The organism is Streptomyces anulatus, assembly GCF_014650675.1.
Taxonomy (GTDB): Bacteria; Actinomycetota; Actinomycetes; order Streptomycetales; family Streptomycetaceae; genus Streptomyces; species Streptomyces anulatus.
This window is the reverse complement of record NZ_BMVK01000003.1, coordinates 407202-425371: the sequence shown is the minus strand read 5'-3', so window position 1 is coordinate 425371 and position 18170 is coordinate 407202. Positions and strand designations below refer to the sequence as shown.

Annotated in this window: 14 protein-coding genes; 10 read left to right on the top strand and 4 right to left on the bottom strand. The window is 69.6% G+C overall.

Annotated elements, in window-relative coordinates; genetic code table 11:
- The first annotated feature begins 65 nt into the window (after positions 1-65).
- From IE272_RS10335 to IE272_RS10325, 3 genes are all read left to right on the top strand, one after another.
- Positions 66-773 carry a PadR family transcriptional regulator gene (locus IE272_RS10335; RefSeq protein ID WP_007447404.1) on the top strand — a complete coding sequence of 236 codons (708 nt, stop codon included), beginning with the start codon at positions 66-68 and terminating at the stop codon, positions 771-773.
- A gap of 59 nt (positions 774-832) precedes the next feature.
- Positions 833-1915 carry an inositol-3-phosphate synthase gene (locus IE272_RS10330; RefSeq protein ID WP_050359862.1) on the top strand — a complete coding sequence of 361 codons (1083 nt, stop codon included), beginning with the start codon at positions 833-835 and terminating at the stop codon, positions 1913-1915.
- Positions 1916-2040: 125 nt separating this feature from the next.
- Positions 2041-3309 (top strand): MFS transporter, encoded by a 1269-nt coding sequence (locus IE272_RS10325; protein ID WP_050359861.1) that lies wholly within the window; start codon positions 2041-2043, stop codon positions 3307-3309.
- A 98-nt stretch (positions 3310-3407) separates the two neighbouring features.
- On the opposite strand, the gene IE272_RS10320 is transcribed toward IE272_RS10325, so the two are convergent.
- Entirely contained in the window at positions 3408-4850 is a 1443-nt protein-coding gene (locus IE272_RS10320; RefSeq protein ID WP_057664397.1) for a CCA tRNA nucleotidyltransferase, read from the bottom strand.
- Positions 4851-5030: 180 nt separating this feature from the next.
- On the opposite strand from IE272_RS10320, the gene IE272_RS10315 reads away from it, so the two are divergent.
- The 7 genes from IE272_RS10315 (at position 5031) to trxA (ending at position 14766) form a co-directional block, all read left to right on the top strand.
- A complete protein-coding gene (locus IE272_RS10315) occupies positions 5031-7325 on the top strand; it encodes a DUF6049 family protein (protein ID WP_073958281.1) in 2295 nt (764 codons plus the stop codon).
- 50 nt (positions 7326-7375) lie between these two features.
- On the top strand, positions 7376-9538 hold the full coding sequence (gene murJ, locus IE272_RS10310) for a murein biosynthesis integral membrane protein MurJ (RefSeq protein ID WP_050359858.1): 2163 nt from the start codon (positions 7376-7378) through the stop codon (positions 9536-9538).
- A 129-nt stretch (positions 9539-9667) separates the two neighbouring features.
- Positions 9668-11398 carry a protein kinase family protein gene (locus IE272_RS10305; RefSeq protein ID WP_190006687.1) on the top strand — a complete coding sequence of 577 codons (1731 nt, stop codon included), beginning with the start codon at positions 9668-9670 and terminating at the stop codon, positions 11396-11398.
- Positions 11399-11607: 209 nt separating this feature from the next.
- Positions 11608-12324, top strand: coding sequence for an RNA polymerase sigma factor SigM (gene sigM / locus IE272_RS10300; RefSeq protein WP_057664403.1), 717 nt, complete (start codon positions 11608-11610; stop codon positions 12322-12324).
- Positions 12321-13289, top strand: a complete 969-nt coding sequence (locus IE272_RS10295) for an RsmA family anti-sigma factor (protein WP_056702139.1) — start codon at positions 12321-12323, stop codon at positions 13287-13289. The genes sigM and IE272_RS10295 overlap by 4 nt, the downstream gene beginning before the upstream one ends.
- Positions 13290-13415: 126 nt before the next feature.
- Positions 13416-14387, top strand: coding sequence for a thioredoxin-disulfide reductase (trxB, locus tag IE272_RS10290; RefSeq protein WP_032790329.1), 972 nt, complete (start codon positions 13416-13418; stop codon positions 14385-14387).
- Positions 14388-14433: 46 nt separating this feature from the next.
- Positions 14434-14766, top strand: coding sequence for a thioredoxin (gene trxA, locus IE272_RS10285; protein WP_007447388.1), 333 nt, complete (start codon positions 14434-14436; stop codon positions 14764-14766).
- A gap of 99 nt (positions 14767-14865) precedes the next feature.
- Here the strand turns inward: trxA and IE272_RS10280 are convergent, their stop codons facing one another.
- From IE272_RS10280 to IE272_RS10270, 3 genes are all read right to left on the bottom strand, one after another.
- Positions 14866-15483: a GNAT family N-acetyltransferase gene (locus tag IE272_RS10280; RefSeq protein ID WP_032790327.1), complete on the bottom strand. Its 618-nt coding sequence runs from the start codon at positions 15481-15483 to the stop codon at positions 14866-14868.
- Between the two features lie 304 nt (positions 15484-15787).
- Positions 15788-16882 (bottom strand): ParB/RepB/Spo0J family partition protein, encoded by a 1095-nt coding sequence (locus IE272_RS10275; RefSeq protein ID WP_073958277.1) that lies wholly within the window; start codon positions 16880-16882, stop codon positions 15788-15790.
- The gene (locus IE272_RS10270) at positions 16879-17955 is read right to left on the bottom strand and encodes a ParA family protein (RefSeq protein WP_073740982.1); all 1077 of its coding nucleotides are present in this window, start codon (positions 17953-17955) and stop codon (positions 16879-16881) included. The genes IE272_RS10275 and IE272_RS10270 overlap by 4 nt, the downstream gene beginning before the upstream one ends.
- Between the last annotated feature and the right edge of the window lie 215 nt (positions 17956-18170).

Genomic DNA, 18170 nt, shown 5'->3' with positions numbered 1-18170 from the left:
ATAAGTACACCGGTGGTCCCGGTGGACCGTGCCGACGGAAGCAGCGGAAGAGGAGGGAGGCACCGGTGAGCAGACGCTCCGGCATCCTCGAGTTCGCTGTTCTCGGCCTGCTCCGCGAGTCGCCGATGCACGGCTATGAGCTGCGCAAACGCCTCAACACCTCGCTGGGAATCTTCCGTGCGTTCAGCTACGGAACGCTCTATCCCTGCCTCAAGACGCTGGTCGCCAGCGGCTGGTTGATCGAGGAGCCCGCCGGTGTCCCCGCGGACACCGCTCCGGTCGCCGGGCGCTCGGCCGCTTCCTCCTCGTCGCTGACGGGGCGCCGGGCGAAGATCGTCTACCGCTTGACGGCAGAAGGTAAGGAGCACTTCGAGGAGCTGCTGTCGCACACCGGTCCGGACGCCTGGGAGGACGAGCACTTCGCAGCGCGCTTCGCCTTCTTCGGCCAGACCGAGCGCGAGGTGCGGATGCGGGTGCTCGAAGGCCGGCGCAGCCGGCTGGAGGAGCGCCTGGAGAAGATGCGTGCCTCTCTCGCCCGCACCCGTGAACGACTCGACGACTACACACTTGAGCTGCAGCGACACGGCATGGAGTCCGTGGAGCGCGAAGTGCGCTGGCTGAACGAGCTCATCGAGAGCGAGCGGTCGGGACGGGATCGACGACGATCCTCGCCCGAGGGCTCTGCTCAGCAGGAAACACCTGGAGAGACGGGCGGCCTGCCCCGGCATCGGGACAACACCCCGCCGGATCCGTCCGACGACACCGCCAAGTGAAGTCACCGCACTCCGCGGCGACTTCATCGGAAACATCGATTACACAGGGAGCAACCGGAATGGGTTCGGTTCGCGTAGCCATCGTAGGCGTGGGCAACTGCGCCGCCTCGCTGGTGCAGGGCGTCGAGTACTACAAGGACGCCGATCCGGCCGGCAAGGTGCCCGGTCTGATGCACGTCCAGTTCGGCGAGTACCACGTCAGTGACGTCGAGTTCGTCGCCGCCTTCGACGTCGACGCGAAGAAGGTCGGCCTCGACCTCGCGGACGCCATCGGCGCCAGCGAGAACAACACCATCAAGATCGCGGACGTGCCGAACACGGGCGTGACCGTCCAGCGCGGCCACACCCACGACGGCCTGGGCAAGTACTACCGCGAGACGATCGAGGAGTCCGCGGACGCCCCGGTCGACGTCGTCCAGGTCCTCAAGGACAAGCAGGTCGACGTTCTCGTCTGCTACCTGCCCGTCGGTTCCGAGGTCGCTGCGAAGTTCTACGCGCAGTGCGCCATCGACGCCAAGGTCGCGTTCGTCAACGCTCTCCCGGTGTTCATCGCCGGCACCAAGGAGTGGGCGGACAAGTTCACCGAGGCCGGTGTCCCGATCGTCGGAGACGACATCAAGTCCCAGGTGGGCGCCACCATCACGCACCGCGTGATGGCGAAGCTCTTCGAGGACCGCGGTGTCATCCTGGACCGCACGATGCAGCTGAACGTCGGCGGCAACATGGACTTCAAGAACATGCTCGAGCGTGAGCGCCTGGAGTCCAAGAAGATCTCGAAGACGCAGGCCGTCACCTCGCAGATCCGTGACCGTGAGCTCGGTGCGGACAACGTCCACATCGGCCCCTCGGACTACGTGGCCTGGCTGGACGACCGCAAGTGGGCGTACGTGCGCCTCGAGGGCCGCGCGTTCGGCGACGTTCCGCTGAACCTCGAGTACAAGCTCGAGGTGTGGGACTCCCCGAACTCGGCCGGTGTCATCATCGACGCCGTCCGTGCGGCGAAGATCGCCAAGGACCGCGGCATCGGCGGCCCGATCCTGTCGGCCTCGAGCTACTTCATGAAGAGCCCGCCGGTGCAGTACTTCGACGACGAGGCCCGCGAGAACGTCGAGAAGTTCATCAACGGCGACACCGAGAGCTGAACCGGCCTTCTCGGTCGACAGCCTCACCGGAGCGCTGAGCGGAGACGCTCACCTCTTCCTGCCGCACGTCGGGGGTCCCCGGGCAATCCGCCCGCGGACCCCCGACGTGTGTGACGCTTGCTCCCATGTCTGTCGCGCGTGATCTGCGCACCCTGTTGCGCCTGCGGAACTTCCGCCGCCTGCTCACCGTGCGGCTGCTGTCCCAGTCCGCCGACGGCGTCTACCAGGTGGCCCTCGCCGCGTACGTCGTCTTCTCACCCGAGAAGCAGACGTCGGCCGCCGCCATCGCTTCGGCGATGGCCGTGCTCCTCCTGCCCTACTCCCTGATCGGGCCCTTCGCAGGGGTTCTGCTGGACCGCTGGCCCCGACGTCAGGTCTTCCTCTACGGGAACCTCCTGCGGGCCGCTCTGGCCTGTTCCACGGCCCTGCTGATTCTCGCCTCGGTGCCCGACTGGCTCTTCTACGCCTCGGCCCTCTGTGTCACCGCCGTCAACCGTTTCGTGCTGGCCGGTCTCTCCGCCGCCCTGCCCCGGGTGGTCGACACCGATCGTCTCGTCGTCGCCAACTCCCTCTCCCCCACCGCAGGGACCCTGGCGGCCACCGCGGGAGGCGGCCTCGCCTTCGTCGTACGGCTGGTGGCCGACGAGTCCGACGCGGCGGTCGTGCTGTTGGGGTCGATGCTCTACCTGCTCTCCGCGCTGGCGTCGCTGAGCCTGCCCCGCGCGTTGCTGGGACCGGATACCGACGAGAGCCCCCTGCGGGTGCGGGCCGCTCTGGCCGTCACCGCGCGCGGACTCGTCGCCGGGCTGCGCCATCTGGCGCAGCGGCGTCATGCGGCCGGGGCGCTGGCCGCGATGACCGTGATCCGCTTCTGCTACGGCGCGCTCACGGTGATGGTGCTCATGCTGTGCCGCTACGCGTGGTCGGACACCGAGTCCGACGGGCTGGCCCTGCTCGGCCTGGCGGTCGGGATGTCCGGTGCGGGCTTCTTCGTCGCCGCCGTCCTCACCCCGTGGGCGGTGGGGCAGCTCGGCCGGTACGGGTGGATCGTCGGCTGTGCCGGCGCGGCGGCGGTCCTGGTGCCCGCCCTGGGCCTCTCCTTCGCTCCCGTCCCGATGCTGATCGCCGCGTTCGTGCTCGGCATCGTGACCCAGGGGTCGAAGATCGCGACCGACACGGTCGTCCAGACCTCGGTCGACGATTCCTTCCGCGGCCGGGTCTTCTCGCTCTACGACGTGCTCTTCAACGTCGCGTTCGTGAGCGCCGCAGGGGTGGCAGCCCTGATGCTCCCGCCGGACGGTAGATCCGTCGCCGTCGTGGCGGTCGTGTCGGTGCTGTACGCGGTGGTCGCGGTCACGATGTTCCGCCGGCGACGCACCGATGCCTACCGGTAGCCGGTCACGGATGTGCCGAGGGGCGTTGTTTCACGTGAAACAACGCCCCTCGGCACATCCGGCGGCTGATGTTTCACGTGAAACATCAGCCGCCGGGCTCAGTCCTGCTGCGCCCACCACTCCTTGAGCGCTGCCACCGCGGCCTCTCTCTCCATCGGTCCGTGCTCCAGGCGCAGCTCCAGCAGGAACCCGTACGCCTTGCCGATCACCGGGCCGGGTCCGACGTCGAGGATCTGCATGATCTCGTTGCCGTCCAGATCGGGGCGGATCGAGTCGAGCTCCTCCTGCTCCTGCAGCAGGGCGATGCGTTCCTCCAGCCCGTCATAGGTGCGGGAGAGCGCGTTCGCCTTGCGCTTGTTCCGGGTCGTGCAGTCCGACCGGGTCAGCTTGTGGAGACGTTCGAGCAGCGGCCCGGCGTCACGCACATATCGACGCACTGCGGAGTCGGTCCACTCGCCGTCGCCGTACCCGTGGAAGCGCAGGTGCAGCTCCACCAGTTTCGACACGTCCTTGACCAGCTCGTTGGAGTACTTGAGCTCGGTCATGCGCTTCTTCGTCATCTTCGCGCCCACCACCTCGTGGTGGTGGAAGGAGACCCTGCCGTCCTTCTCGAAGCGGCGGGTCCTCGGCTTGCCGATGTCATGGAGCAGCGCGGCCAGCCGCAGTACGAGGTCGGGCCCGTCCTCCTCCAGGTCGATGGCCTGTTCCAGGACGGTCAGCGAGTGCTCGTAGACGTCCTTGTGACGGTGATGCTCGTCACTCTCCAGGCGCAGCGCGGGAAGCTCGGGCAGCACCTGCTCGGCGAGTCCTGTGTCGACCAGGAGCCCCAGACCCTTGCGCGGGTGCTGGGAGAGCAGCAGCTTGTTGAGTTCGTCGCGGACCCGCTCGGCGGAGACGATGCCGATCCGCGAGGCCATCTCCGTCATGGCGGTCACGACGTCGGGGGCGACCTCGAAGTCGAGCTGCGCGGCGAAGCGGGCCGCGCGCAGCATGCGCAGCGGGTCGTCGGAGAAGGACGCCTCGGGCGTGCCCGGGGTGCGCAGCACTCGCTCGGCGAGGTCCTTCAGACCTCCGTACGGATCGACGAACTCCTTCTGCGGCAGCGCCACGGCCATCGCGTTGACCGTGAAGTCGCGGCGCACGAGGTCGTCCTCGATGGAGTCGCCGTAGGAGACCTCCGGCTTGCGCGAGGTCCGGTCGTAGGCCTCGGACCGGTAGGTCGTGACCTCGATCTGATAGCCGTCCTTCTGGGAACCGACGGTGCCGAAGGCGATCCCGACCTCCCACACCGAGTCGGCCCAGGGGCGGACGATCTTGAGCACGTCCTCGGGGCGGGCATCGGTGGTGAAGTCCAAGTCGTTCCCGAGCCTGCCCAGCAGTGCGTCCCGGACCGAGCCGCCGACCAGCGCGAGGCCGAATCCGGCCTCCTGGAATCGGCGGGCGAGGTCGTCGGCGACCGGGGACACCCGCAGCAGCTCACTCACCGCGCGGTGCTGCACCTGGCTCAGTGCACTGGCGTTCTCTTCGTTGGCGTTCGGCACAACAGAAAAGGGTACGTGCACGGACCGGTCGCGGCGTCATCGTTTACGGGGACCCTGCGGGATACCCGCGATCATGTGCGATGGACCCCAGCACTTCGGCCCGCCGCACCTCGTTACCATGCGGGGACGCAGGACCGAACGATCGACAGCATCTGACGACGACGAGGGACGGGTAGGCGCGTGGCCGAGGCGGCAGACTTTCAGGGGACTCGTCCCTCTCCTGCCCGCCGGTGGCTCCGGCGCACGGCCTCAGCGGTGCTCGGAGCACCGCTGCTGGCCGGTCTCCTGGCCGTTCCGGCCGCCGGTGCCGCCCCGGCCGCCGAGCCCGCCAAGGCCCCCACGGGCTCCCGTACGGTCGCTGTGTCCCTGAACACGCTCTCCCCGAGCGTTCCCGCGGAGGACGACACCCTGACCGTCTCCGGAACGCTCACCAACAAGGGCAAGGAGACGATCAGCAGCGCCGAGGTCGATCTGCGGGTCGGCCCCCGGCTCTCCGGCCGCGGAGAGGTCGACGACGCCTCGAAGCGCTCCGCGTACGTTCCCGGCGTCGACCCGGTCACCGTCGGGGACAAGTACACGGTGAAGTTCCCCAAGCTCGCCAAGGGGATCAGCCAGGACTTCACGCTCACCGTGCCCGTCGACAAGCTCGGCCTGGACGACCCGGGCGTCTACCAGCTCGGTGTCTCGGTCTCCGGCCGTACGACCACCGCCCCCTACGAGCAGGTGCTGGGCATCGAGCGCTCGTTCCTGCCCTGGCAGCCCGAGGCGAGCGACAGCAGGACGAAGCTCACCTTCCTCTGGCCGCTGATCGCGTCTCCCCACGTCACGGCGGAGACCCGCTCGGACGAACAGCAGACCCCCGTGTTCACCGACGACGAACTGGCCAAGGAGCTGGCGCCCGGCGGTCGGCTGGAGCAGATGGTGTCCCTGGGCAGCCGGCTCCCCGTGACCTGGGTCGTCGACCCGGACCTCCTGGCGAGCGTCGCGGCGATGGCCGGGAAGTACGAGGTCGAGTCGGGTGACACGACCGTCCCGGGCAAGAACCAGGCCGTCGCCAAGCAGTGGCTCACCGCTCTGGAGAAGGTGGTGGAGGACGGCAAGGTGATCGCGCTGCCGTTCGCCGACCCCGATCTGGCCTCCATCGCGCATCGCGGCAAGAACGTCTCCGGGACGCTCAGCCATCTGCAGAACGCCTCCGCGGTGGCCGCGACCACCGTGGAGACCATCCTCCACGTGAAGCCGTCCACCGACTTCGCCTGGCCCGTGAACGGCGCCGTGGACTCCTCCATCGTCGATGTGGCGACCTCGGCGGGGGCCCACAACGTGATCGCCCGCAGCGACAGCTTCCGGGAGACCACGGAACTTCCGTACACGCCGACCGCGGCGCGGCCGATCGGTGGGGGCACCACCGCGGTCGTCGCGGACGCCCGGCTGTCGACCTTGTTCGACGGCGACATGTCGAGGGCGGGCTCCTCCACCCGTGCGGTCCAGAAGTTCCTCGCCCAGACCCTCGCTCTGACCGAGCAGACGCCGGACAACGAGCGCAGCATCGTCGTGGCCCCGCCACGGATGCCCACCGCCGCACAGGCCCAGACGATGGCCCGCGCTCTGGAGGGCCTGGCGGGCAACCGCTGGACGCAGCCCCTGGACCTCGTCGCCGCCGCCGAGGTGAAGCCCGACCCGAGGGCCACGTCCAAGGTCCCCCGGGCCGCCGCCTACCCGAAGAAGCTGCGGGCCCAGGAACTGCCCACGCAGGCGTTCCAGGACATCCGCACCACCCAGGGCTCGCTCGACAGCTTCGAGACGATCCTGACGCAGCCCGAGCGCGTGGTGACCCCCTTCGGCAACGCCGTCAACCGCTCGATGTCGACGTCCTGGCGCGGACGGTCCCTGGAGGCGCAGCAGTACCGGGACGCGGTCCGCGACTACCTGCAGAGCCTCACCTCCGAGGTGCAGCTCATCGAGAAGTCCGATGTCACCCTCTCCGGGCGCAGCGCGACGATCCCGGTCACCGTGCAGAACAAGCTGGTGCAGGGCGTGGACCGACTGGTCCTCCGGCTCACCTCGGACAACATCCGGCTCAAGTTCAACGACGACGGGAGCATGGCCGAGCTGCCGGTCAGGATCGCCGGCGGGCACAGCCAGTCGGTGAAGTTCGACACGGCGACCAGCGCCAACGGCCGCGCCCAGGTGACCGCCCGGCTGTACACGGAGGACGGCACCCAGTACGGCGAGGAGATGACCTTCACCGTGAAGGTCTCCGAGGTGACGCCCACCGTGCTGCTCGTCATCGCCGGCGGCCTGCTGCTCCTGGTGCTGGCGGGCATCAGGATGTACAGCCACCGCAAGCGCACCGTGGCAAGCGACACGGCGGACGGCAACGGCGACGGACCCGAGCAGCCGAGTGACCCGACCCCGGACACCGGTCCGGAAAGCGGGGCCCCGTCGGGAACGGGTGAGAAAGTGGACCGTTGAGCGATGTCTGTCGTGGCCGGTCGGCCGGGGACGATGAGGTAGGGGTTTCGATGAACGCGCCGTACGACGGTGACCGCGGGCAGGGCGCGGGCGGAGCAGCGTCTCCGGGCGGGCCTCCGGTTCCTCCGGGCGCGGGCCAGGACGGCTCCGTGCCGCCCGACCCGTACCTCCAGCACGCCTACGAGGACGACCCCTACCGGGCGCAGGACCTGGCCTCCCAGGACCCGGTGGGTGAGGCGCTGTACGACCGCGCCGCGCACCCGCCGCCGCCTCCCGGCACGTACCAGGAGCCGGGGCCGCTCTACCAGCAGCCGCCCGCCGCTCCCTACGCTCCCGACCCGCGCATCTGGGCCCAGACCCCGCCCCCCGAGCCGGCGGGGCCCTCCCGGCACCTGCCGTACGGGGACCGCCCGGCGACCACGCAGTTCGTCGGCGTCGACGCCCTCGTCACCCAGGCGTCGGACGACCGGCAGGAGCCGGACGCCTTCGCCCATCTCTTCCGGGACCAGGAGGGATCGGGGAAGCCCCCGGTGCCGCCCCAGCCCGAACCGGCTCCCGCACCCGCACCCGCCAAGGGCGGCGGCGGCAAGGTCTCCGGACTCCTCAAGTCCAGCGCGCTCATGGCCGCCGGCACGCTCGTCTCCCGGCTCACCGGCTTCGTTCGGTCCCTGGTGATCACCGCCGCACTCGGCGCCGCGCTGCTCGGCGACAGCTTCACCATCGCGTACACCCTGCCGACGATGATCTACATCCTCACCGTCGGCGGCGGCCTGAACTCGGTCTTCGTCCCCCAGCTCGTCCGCGCCATGAAGGACGACGAGGACGGTGGCGAGGCCTTCGCCAACCGGCTCCTGACCCTGGTGATGGTCGCGCTCGGTCTGATCGTCGCCGCAGCGGTCCTTGTCGCACCGGTGCTGATCAAGCTGATGTCCAGCACGATCGCCGACGACGTGGCCGCCAACAGCGTCGCCGTCACCTTCGCCCGCTACTGCCTGCCCACCATCTTCTTCATGGGCGTGCACGTGGTGATGGGCCAGATCCTCAACGCCCGTGGCAAGTTCGGCGCGATGATGTGGACCCCGGTCCTCAACAACATCGTCATGATCATCACGTTCGGGCTGTTCATCTGGGTCTACGGCACCTCCGCCGAGTCGCGGATGGGTGTCGACACCATCCCGCCGGAGGGCGTCCGGCTGCTGGGCATCGGCACCCTGCTCGGCCTCGTCGTCCAGTCCCTGGCGATGATTCCCTACCTGCGCGAGACGGGCTTCCGCTTCCGCCCCCGGTTCGACTGGAAGGGCCACGGGCTCGGCAAGACCGTCAAGCTCGCCAAGTGGACCGTGCTGTTCGTCCTGGCCAACCAGGCGGGCGTCCTGGTCGTCACCCAGCTCGCCACCGCGGCCGGCACGGCCTCGGGCCACGACGGCACCGGGTTCCTGGCCTACTCCAACGCCCAGCTGATCTGGGGCATGCCGCAGGCCATCATCACCGTCTCGGTCATGGCCGCGCTGCTGCCCCGCATCTCCCGGGCGGCCCATGACAACGACCCGGGTGCGGTCCGCGACGACATCTCGCAGGGACTGCGCAACTCGGCCGTCGCCATCGTGCCGGTGGCCTTCGCCTTCCTCGCGCTCGGCCTGCCGATGGCCACCCTGCTGTACGCCTCCAGCGGCACCGAGGCCGCCCGCTCCATGGGCTTCATCCTCATGGCCTTCGCGCTCGGCCTGATCCCGTACTCCGTGCAGTACGTCGTCCTCCGCGGGTTCTACGCCTACGAGGACACCCGCACTCCCTTCTACAACACGGTCATCGTGGCCGCCGTCAACGCCGCCGCCTCCGCGCTCTGTTACGTCGTCCTGCCGGCCCGCTGGGCCGTCGTCGGCATGGCCTTCTCCTACGGTCTGGCCTACGCGGTCGGCGTCGGCGTCGCCTGGCGCAGGCTGCGCAACCGGCTGGGCGGCGATCTGGACGGCGCGCACATCGTGCGGACCTACGCCCGCCTCTGCATGGCCGCGGTGCCCGCCGCCCTGGTCGGCGGCGCCGTCGGGTTCGGGATCCTGGAACTCGTCGGCACCGGTGCTCTCGGCTCGCTGGCCGCGCTGATCTGCGGCGGCGTCCTCCTCCTGGGCATCTTCTTCGTCGCGGCGAAGAAGATGCGCATCGAAGAGGTCAACGGCCTGGTCGGCATGGTCCGTGGACGGCTCGGACGCTGAATGAGCACCCGCCCGCACAACCATCGCCGCACTCCGCGTGTCGTGCATAGCGCCGGAGTGTGGGCACAATTGGCGTGACTGTGCAGAGCTGGCTGGCATCGCGCAACGGATGGGGAGGCAGGAACGACGGTGGCGGAACGTAGCACGGCTGCCGTCGACGTGGCTGACAACAGCGGCGACGAGCCGCTGACCGCCAAGGCGGACGAGGCCACGACCGACGGGACGGCGCAAGCCGAGGACACCGAGGGCGCGAGCCCCAAGGACACCGAGAACACGGACGGTGGGGGGGAGCGTTCCGAGGCCGTTCCGGCGTCACCCGATCTGCACAGCGGCCACAAACTCGCCGGGCGCTACCGCCTGGAGGAGTGCGTCACCCGTCTGGACGGCTTCAGCAGCTGGCGTGCTGTCGACGAGAAGCTCCGCCGGGCGGTGGGCGTGCACCTGCTGCCCGCGGACCACCCGCGGGCCCGCTCGGTGCTCGCCGCAGCCCGCTCCTCGGCCCTGCTCGGCGACCCCCGCTTCGTCCAGGTCCTGGACGCCGTCGAGGAGAACGACCTCGTCTACGTGGTCCACGAATGGCTGCCGGACGCCACCGAGCTCACCGCTCTGCTGGCCACCGGGCCGATGGAGGCCCACGACGCCTACCAGCTCGTCAGCCAGCTCTCCCAGGCGATGGCCGCCGCCCACCGCGAGGGCCTGTCCCATCTGCGCCTCACCCCCGGCGCGGTCCTGCGCAGCTCCACCGGGCAGTACCGCATCCGCGGCCTCGCCGTGAACGCCGCCCTGCGCGGCATCACCGCCGAGCGCCCCCTCCGGACGGACACCGAAGCCATCGGCGCCCTCCTGTACGCCGCACTGACCCACCGCTGGCCGTACGGGGACGACGCCCACGGGCTCGCCGGGCTTCCCAAGAACATGGGGCTCATCGCCCCGGACCAGGTCCGGGCCGGCGTCCACCGCGGCCTCTCCGAGCTCGCCATGCGGGCGCTCGCCAACGACGGCGCCACCGCATCCCGGCAGGAACCGCCCTGCACCACCCCGGACGAGCTGGCCAAGGCCGTCGCGGCCATGCCGCGCATCCTTCCTCCGGAACCCACCTTCACCGCGCCGCCGGCGTACCAGCGCACGACCTATCAGCAGGGCACGTACGGGCGCCCGTCGTCCCACCCGTCCGCCGTCACCCAGCCCGTGATGGCGGCCCCTCCGGCCCCGTTGCAGAGCCGTGCCGGCCGAGCGCTCAAGTGGACCGTCTCGGCGCTCCTCATCGCCGCGCTGGGCCTCGGCAGCTGGCAGCTCGCGGAGGCGTTGCTCGACCGCACCAAGGGCTCGGACGACACCGGCGTCACCGAACCGAACGAGGACGACAAGAACAAGGGTGAGAAGCCCGCGCCGTCCGCCGAACCCCTGGACATCGCGGGGGCCACGGAGTTCATGCCCGACGGCTCCGGGATAAAGCAGCGGGACGTGGCGAACTCCGTCGACGGCAGCCCGGGCACATCCTGGGTCACCCCGCGGTACGAGGGCTTCGCCAACTTCGGGAACCTCCCCCAGCGCAAGCAGGGCAGCGGAATCATCGTCGACCTCGGAAAGGTGCGGGACGTCTCCGGCGTCGATGTGTCCATGTACCGCAGCGGACAGACGACGACCGTCCTCGCCGCGCCCCCCGACGCCTCGTCCCCGTCCACGACGGCCGACTTCGACCAGCCGATCGTCAAGCGGACGGTCGCGGGGTCGACGCTCAAGGAGAAGCTCGACGAGCCCGTCCGCACGCGGTACGTCCTGATCCACATCACGGAACTCCCCTCGGACGGCACGGGCGGCTACCGGGGCGGCATCACCGACATCTCCGTGCTCGGCTGATGCACGGGCCGGTGCGGCCCACCCGTACCGGCCCGTGATCACCGGTCCCACCCGCCCGTTACTGTGGGGCCGACCGCCCGCACCACCGAGCGCCTTCGACGACAAGGGTTGCGGCCGTCACACCCGTGACGGCAGGCTTCTCCCCGTCGCACCGCTCCGCCGGGCGCGGCCCGTATGTGACATCGGATCCGGTTCGGAGGGGGAGCACGGTGGATTCTGTTCCACCAGAGGCACCGAGCGACTCGGACCTGCTCGCCCAGCATGTGGCGGGCGACCCCGACGCCTTCGGCGAACTCGTACGCCGCCACCGCGACCGGCTCTGGGCCGTGGCGGTGCGCACGCTGGGGGACAGGGAGGAAGCGGCCGACGCCGTCCAGGACGCCCTCGTCAACGCCTTCCGCGCCGCTCACACCTTCCGCGGCCAGTCGGCGGTCACCACCTGGCTGCACCGGATCACCGTCAACGCCTGCCTCGACCGGGTCCGCAAGGCCGCCTCCCGCAAGACGTCCCCGGTGGACGACGCCGAACGGCTCGATCAGCTCCTGGAACCCCACGAATCGGCCGAGGCGCCCGCCGTACGGCAGGACCTCCACCGCCAGCTCCAGGAAGCCCTGGCCACGCTGCCCGCCGAGCAGCGGGCGGCCCTCGTCCTCGTCGACATGCAGGGCTACCCCGTCGCGGAGGCAGCCAGCATCCTCGAGGTGCCGACCGGCACCGTGAAAAGCCGATGTGCCCGGGGCCGGGCGAGACTGGCCCCCCTGGTCCGCCATCTGCGCGCGGAAACCGGGGGGCGGGCCCCCGACGGGGAGAACGGCGCGGTCGGAAGGAACCGGACGCCCGGAGCATCCGTCCCATCTGCGTCAGGACCCAAAGACGCAGGAGCAAGCGATCCTGCCGCTACGAAGGGAGGAGGTGGGCGCCCGTGACATCCACGGCCGACACGGCTCAGCACCCGGAGGTCTCCGAGATCTCCGATCTCACCGAGGGACTGCTCTCCCCTTCCCGGGCGGCGGAAGTACAGCAGCACGTCGCAGGCTGCGACCTCTGCTCAGAGGTGCGGGACTCCCTGGAAGAGATCCGAGACCTGCTCGGAACGATGCCCACCCCCGAGCCGATGCCCGAAGACATCGCCGCCCGCATCGACGCGGCCCTCGCGGCGGAAGTCCGGCCCACCGCTCCCGTCGCGGACGAGCCGGTCGTTGTTTCACGTGAAACAACGACCGGCGAAGACACCACGACCGACCGTGCGACGAGCGAGTCCGCTTCCAGGAGCATCGGCGCGCCCGCCCCGAGTCGCCCTGCGGGCCGGTCCGCCGCCGCCACCGGGCCGGGCCGCCGTCCCACCCGCCGGCGACGGCGCGCTGTGGTCCTCGGCACCGCGTTCGGCGCGGCGGTCATCGGGATGAGCGTCTTCTTCCTCCAGTCCATCGCCCCGTCCGGCGACTCCTCCAAGACCGCGGCCGACAGCGGAGTCAGCGCCGCGGAAAGCAGCGCGCACGCCTACGCCGACGGCACGCTCGAATCCCAGGTGCAGGACCTCCTCGGCGGCAGGGCGAGCCAAGAGAGCCCCGGAGCCAAGAAGGTGCCGCCGGGCGCGGACACCAAGTCGACGAGCGAGGCCGTCACCCCCGACACCGCGGCGACCAGGAGCCCCCTGAAGGCCCCTGCCGTCGTCGTTCCTCCCTGCGTCCAGCAGGCCACCGGCCGCACCACGCCGGCCCTCGCTCTCGACGAGGGGACGTACCAGGGAACGGACGCCTATCTCGTCGTCCTTCCGCACCGGAGCGACCCCTCACGCGTGCAGGCCTATGTGGTGGCCGCCTCCTGCGTGGACACCGCCCCGGAGTCCACCGGGCAGCTGCTGCTCACCCGCTCCTACGACCGCCCCTGAGAACCGTCCGCGACCGCTGCGGCACGTTCGGGAATGCATCAGCCGTAGGATCCGTTGGGTGGGGTGTGAGTCGTTGAACCGACCCCGTAGGCAGTTAGGCAGTCTGCAGAAACGAGGAAGAAACCCGTGAGCGACGTCCGTAATGTGATCATCATCGGCTCCGGACCGGCCGGGTACACCGCCGCGCTGTACACCGCCCGCGCCTCGCTGAACCCGTTGGTCTTCGAGGGCGCCGTCACGGCCGGCGGTGCGCTGATGAACACCACCGACGTGGAGAACTTCCCCGGCTTCCAGGACGGCATCATGGGCCCCGAGCTCATGGACAACATGCGGGCCCAGGCCGAGCGCTTCGGCGCCGAGCTGATCCCCGACGACGTGGTCGCGGTCGACCTCACCGGTGACGTCAAGACCGTCACCGACACCGCGGGCACCGTCCACCGCGCCAAGGCCGTCATCGTCACGACCGGCTCCCAGCACCGCAAGCTCGGACTGCCCAACGAGGACGCCCTCTCCGGACGCGGCGTCTCCTGGTGCGCCACCTGCGACGGCTTCTTCTTCAAGGACCACGACATCGCCGTGATCGGCGGCGGCGACACCGCGATGGAGGAGGCGACCTTCCTCTCCCGCTTCGCCAAGTCCGTCACGATCGTCCACCGCCGCGACACCCTGCGTGCCTCCAAGGCCATGCAGGACCGGGCCTTCGCCGACCCGAAGATCAAGTTCGCCTGGGACAGCGAGGTCGCCGAGGTCAAGGGCGACCAGAAGCTCTCCGGTCTGACCCTGCGCAACACCAAGACCGGCGAGACGTCCGAGCTCCCCGTGACCGGACTGTTCATCGCCGTCGGCCACGACCCGCGCACCGAGCTCTTCAAGGGCCAGCTGGAGCTCGACGACGAGGGTTACCTGAAGGTCGAGGCCCCCTCCACCCGCACCAACCTGACCGGCGTCTTCGGCGCCGGAGACGTGGTCGACCACACCTACCGTCAGGCCATCACGGCAGCGGGCACCGGCTGCTCCGCCGCCCTGGACGCCGAGCGCTTCCTCGCGGCCCTGGCCGACGCGGAGCCCGCCGAGCCGGAGAAGACCCCGGCCGTCTGAACGTCCGCACCACACCCCACCACCCCGAGAGACTAAGGAGGCCGCCGTGGCCGGCGACCTGAAGCACGTTACGGATGACACCTTCGACGAGGTCGTCCTCAAGAGCGACAAGCCTGTTCTGGTGGACTTCTGGGCCGCCTGGTGCGGCCCGTGCCGCCAGATCGCCCCGTCGCTGGAGGCGATCGCAGCAGAGCACGGCGACCAGATCGAGATCGTCAAGCTCAACATCGACGAGAACCCGGCCACCGCCGCCAAGTACGGCGTGATGTCCATTCCGACCCTGAACGTGTACCAGGGCGGCGAGGTCGCCAAGACCATCGTCGGCGCCAAGCCGAAGGCCGCGATCCTCCGCGACCTCGAAGGCTTCATCACCGCGTAACCGCACAGCAGCGCCCCGGCGCAATGTTTCACGTGAAACGGGTCCATCCCCTGCGGGGGGTGGACCCGTTTTCACATGGCGGCCGACAGCGGCCCGGCCTCACAGCGGCCGCAGCACCGGTTCCTTCTGCACCGCCCCCAGAAGCCGGTCGAGCGCCATCTCCACGTCTTCCTTCCAGGAGAGCGTCGTCCGCAGATCCAGCCTCAGCCGTGGGTACACGGGATGCGGCCGCACCGTCTTGAAGCCGACGGCCAGAAGATGATCCGCGGGGAGTACGCAGGTGGCTTGCTCGGACCGCGCGTCTCCGAACGCCTCGATCGCCTTGAAGCCCCGGCGCAGAACGTCCTTCGCCACCGTCTGCACCATGACTCGGCCCAACCCCTGGCCCTGGTACTCGGGGATGATCAGCCCAGTGATGAGCTGAACGGCATCGGGGGAGACCGGGCTGGTCGGGAAGGCCGTCGAGCGGGGGACGTACGCGGGCGGGGCGTAGAGCACGAAACCCACCGGCACGTCGTCCACATAGACCACCCGGCCGCAGGAGCCCCACTCCAGGAGGACCGCGGAGATCCAGGCTTCTTTCTCCAGCTCCGGCTTGCCCGCCCTTACTGCGGCTTCCCCACTGACCGGGTCAAGCTCCCAGAAGACGCACGAGCGGCAACGTTCGGGGAGGTCCGGAAGGTTGTCCAAGGTGAGTGGCACGAGCCGACGCCCCATGACGGCGATCCCTCACTTCCTTCGCCCGCCGCACCGCGTGCGGCTGCCAGTGTGCTCCGTTCATGGAACAGACTGCCGACGAACCCCCCGACGGCGCCCAGGCCCAGCCCGACCGTGACGAGCCGACTGCGGCTCACTCTTCGCAAGGCCTCCGCCCTCCTCTGAGGTCGATCACCGTGGATGCGCCGTCCCAGAACGCATCGTATCCACCCAGAGGTGATGCGGACACCGAGAGAGGGCAAAGGGCGGGCCGTGTTCCGGTATGCACCGGCGCACAGCCCGCCCTTCCTCCAGGTCCCGCTGCTCAGCCCTCGTCGTCCTCCTCGGACGTCTCGGCGAGCCGGCGCTCCAGCACACGGCCCTCGCCCGGGGCGAGACTGCCGAGAATCCGGTCCAGGTCCTCCATCGAGGCGAACTCGACGACGATCTTGCCCTTCTTCTGCCCCAGGTCGACCTTCACCCGGGTCTCGAAGCGGTCGGACAGACGGGTCGCCAGGTCGGTCAGAGCGGGAGACAGACGGCCGCCGGCCCTCGGGCCCTTGGGCTTCGCGGAACTCGTGGGGTGCGAGCCCATGAGCGTCACGATCTCCTCGACCGCGCGCACCGAAAGCCCTTCGGCCACGATGCGGTGGGCCAGCCGGTCCTGCTCCTCGGAATCGTCCACCGACAGCAGGGCACGGGCATGGCCGGCCGAAAGAACACCCGCGGCGACCCGGCGCTGCACCGGCGGCGAAAGCCGCAGGAGCCTCAGCGTGTTCGTCACCTGCGGCCGCGAGCGGCCGATCCGGTCGGCCAGCTGGTCATGGGTGCACTTGAAGTCCTTGAGCAGCTGGTCGTACGCAGCGGCCTCTTCCAACGGGTTCAGCTGAGCCCGGTGGAGGTTCTCCAGCAGCGCGTCCAGCAGCAGCTTCTCGTCGTCCGTGGCGCGGACGATGGTGGGAATCCGCTCCAGGCCCGCTTCACGGCAGGCCCTCCACCGACGCTCACCCATGATGAGCTCGTAGCTGTCCGGGCCCACCTTGCGGACGACGACCGGCTGGAGAAGGCCGACTTCCTTGATGGAGACGACCAGCTCGGCCAGCGCGTCCTCGTCGAACACCTCACGGGGCTGGCGAGGGTTCGGGGTGATCGTCCCGATCGGCAGCTCGGCGAAGTACGCACCGGACGTCCCGGCATCCTGCTCCGACCGGCCCTCCGGCGTGGACGCCGGCTCCGGCACCACCGGGACGGACGGCAGCGCGGTCACCTTCGCAGCGGCCACCCCGCGCTCCGCCGTCAGAACCGGACCAGCGCCGGACGACGCCGCACCGCCTCCGGGTGCCGACACCTGCTTCTCCTGAGGAGCGGCGGGGATCAGCGCACCGAGCCCACGTCCCAGTCCTCTACGACGCTCACTCACTGAATGCCCTCCGAAACGTTCTGCTGGCTGTTCTGACTGCTCGTGTGGGCGTGCTGAGCCTCGTAGTGCACCCCGGCGCCCCGCAGGGCGATCTCCCGGGCTGCTTCGAGATACGAGAGCGAACCGCTGGATCCCGGGTCGTAGGTCAGCACGGTCTGACCGTAGCTCGGCGCCTCAGAGATGCGTACCGAGCGCGGAATGCTCGTCCGCAGTACTTCCTTGCCGAAGTGGGTACGGACCTCCTCGGCGACCTGGGAGGCGAGCCTCGTCCGGCCGTCGTACATCGTCAACAGAATCGTCGAGACGTGCAGGTCCGGATTGAGATGGCCCCGCACCAGGTCGACGTTCCGCAGGAGCTGCCCCAGGCCTTCCAGCGCGTAGTACTCGCACTGGATAGGGATCAGCACCTCGGCCCCGGCCACCATCGCGTTCACCGTCAACAGGCCCAGCGAGGGCGGGCAGTCGATGAGGATGTAGTCCAGCGGCTGCTCGTACGCCTGGATGGCCCGCTGGAGTCGGCTCTCCCGTGCCACCAGCGAGACCAGCTCGATCTCCGCACCGGCGAGATCGATGGTGGCGGGGGCACAGAAGAGACCTTCGACGTCCGGAACGGGCTGGACCACCTCGGAGAGCGGGCGGCTCTCCACCAGGACGTCGTAGATCGAGGGGACATCGGCGTGGTGATCGATGCCCAGAGCCGTGGAGGCGTTGCCCTGCGGGTCGAGGTCGACCACCAGAACGCGCGCACCGTGCAGGGCCAGGGAAGCGGCAAGGTTGACCGTCGTGGTCGTCTTCCCGACCCCGCCCTTCTGGTTGGCCACCACCATGACGCGGGTGTGGTCAGGACGGGGCAGCCCTTCGCCGGCGCGGCCGAGGGCCTCGACCGCCAGCTGAGCGGCTCGGCCGATGGGTGTGTCGTCCATCGGCGGCGGTGTTTCACGTGAAACACCCTCACCCACGGACTCGGTTCGGGGACCGGGGACCGGGTCGGTCATCGGTCCCGCGATGTTGGCGTCGGACCGCAAGGATTCACTCTCCTCGACTTCAGGCTCGCAATGAACAGAGCCTGCCATGCTTTCGGGGTCGTGAACCAGCGAGGCCCGCTGTTCTGTGGATGAATCCGTGCGTGTGGACAACTCGGCAACCCGTCCGGGCTTGCGGTCGCGCGGCGTGGCAGCCGCACGACCGCGGCCGATGATTCCCTGCAGCAGAGAGCGACGTTTCACGTGAAACACGATGCCCCCGCGGGGCAACTACCAGGCCACGACACTCCGCACGGGGTGCGTAT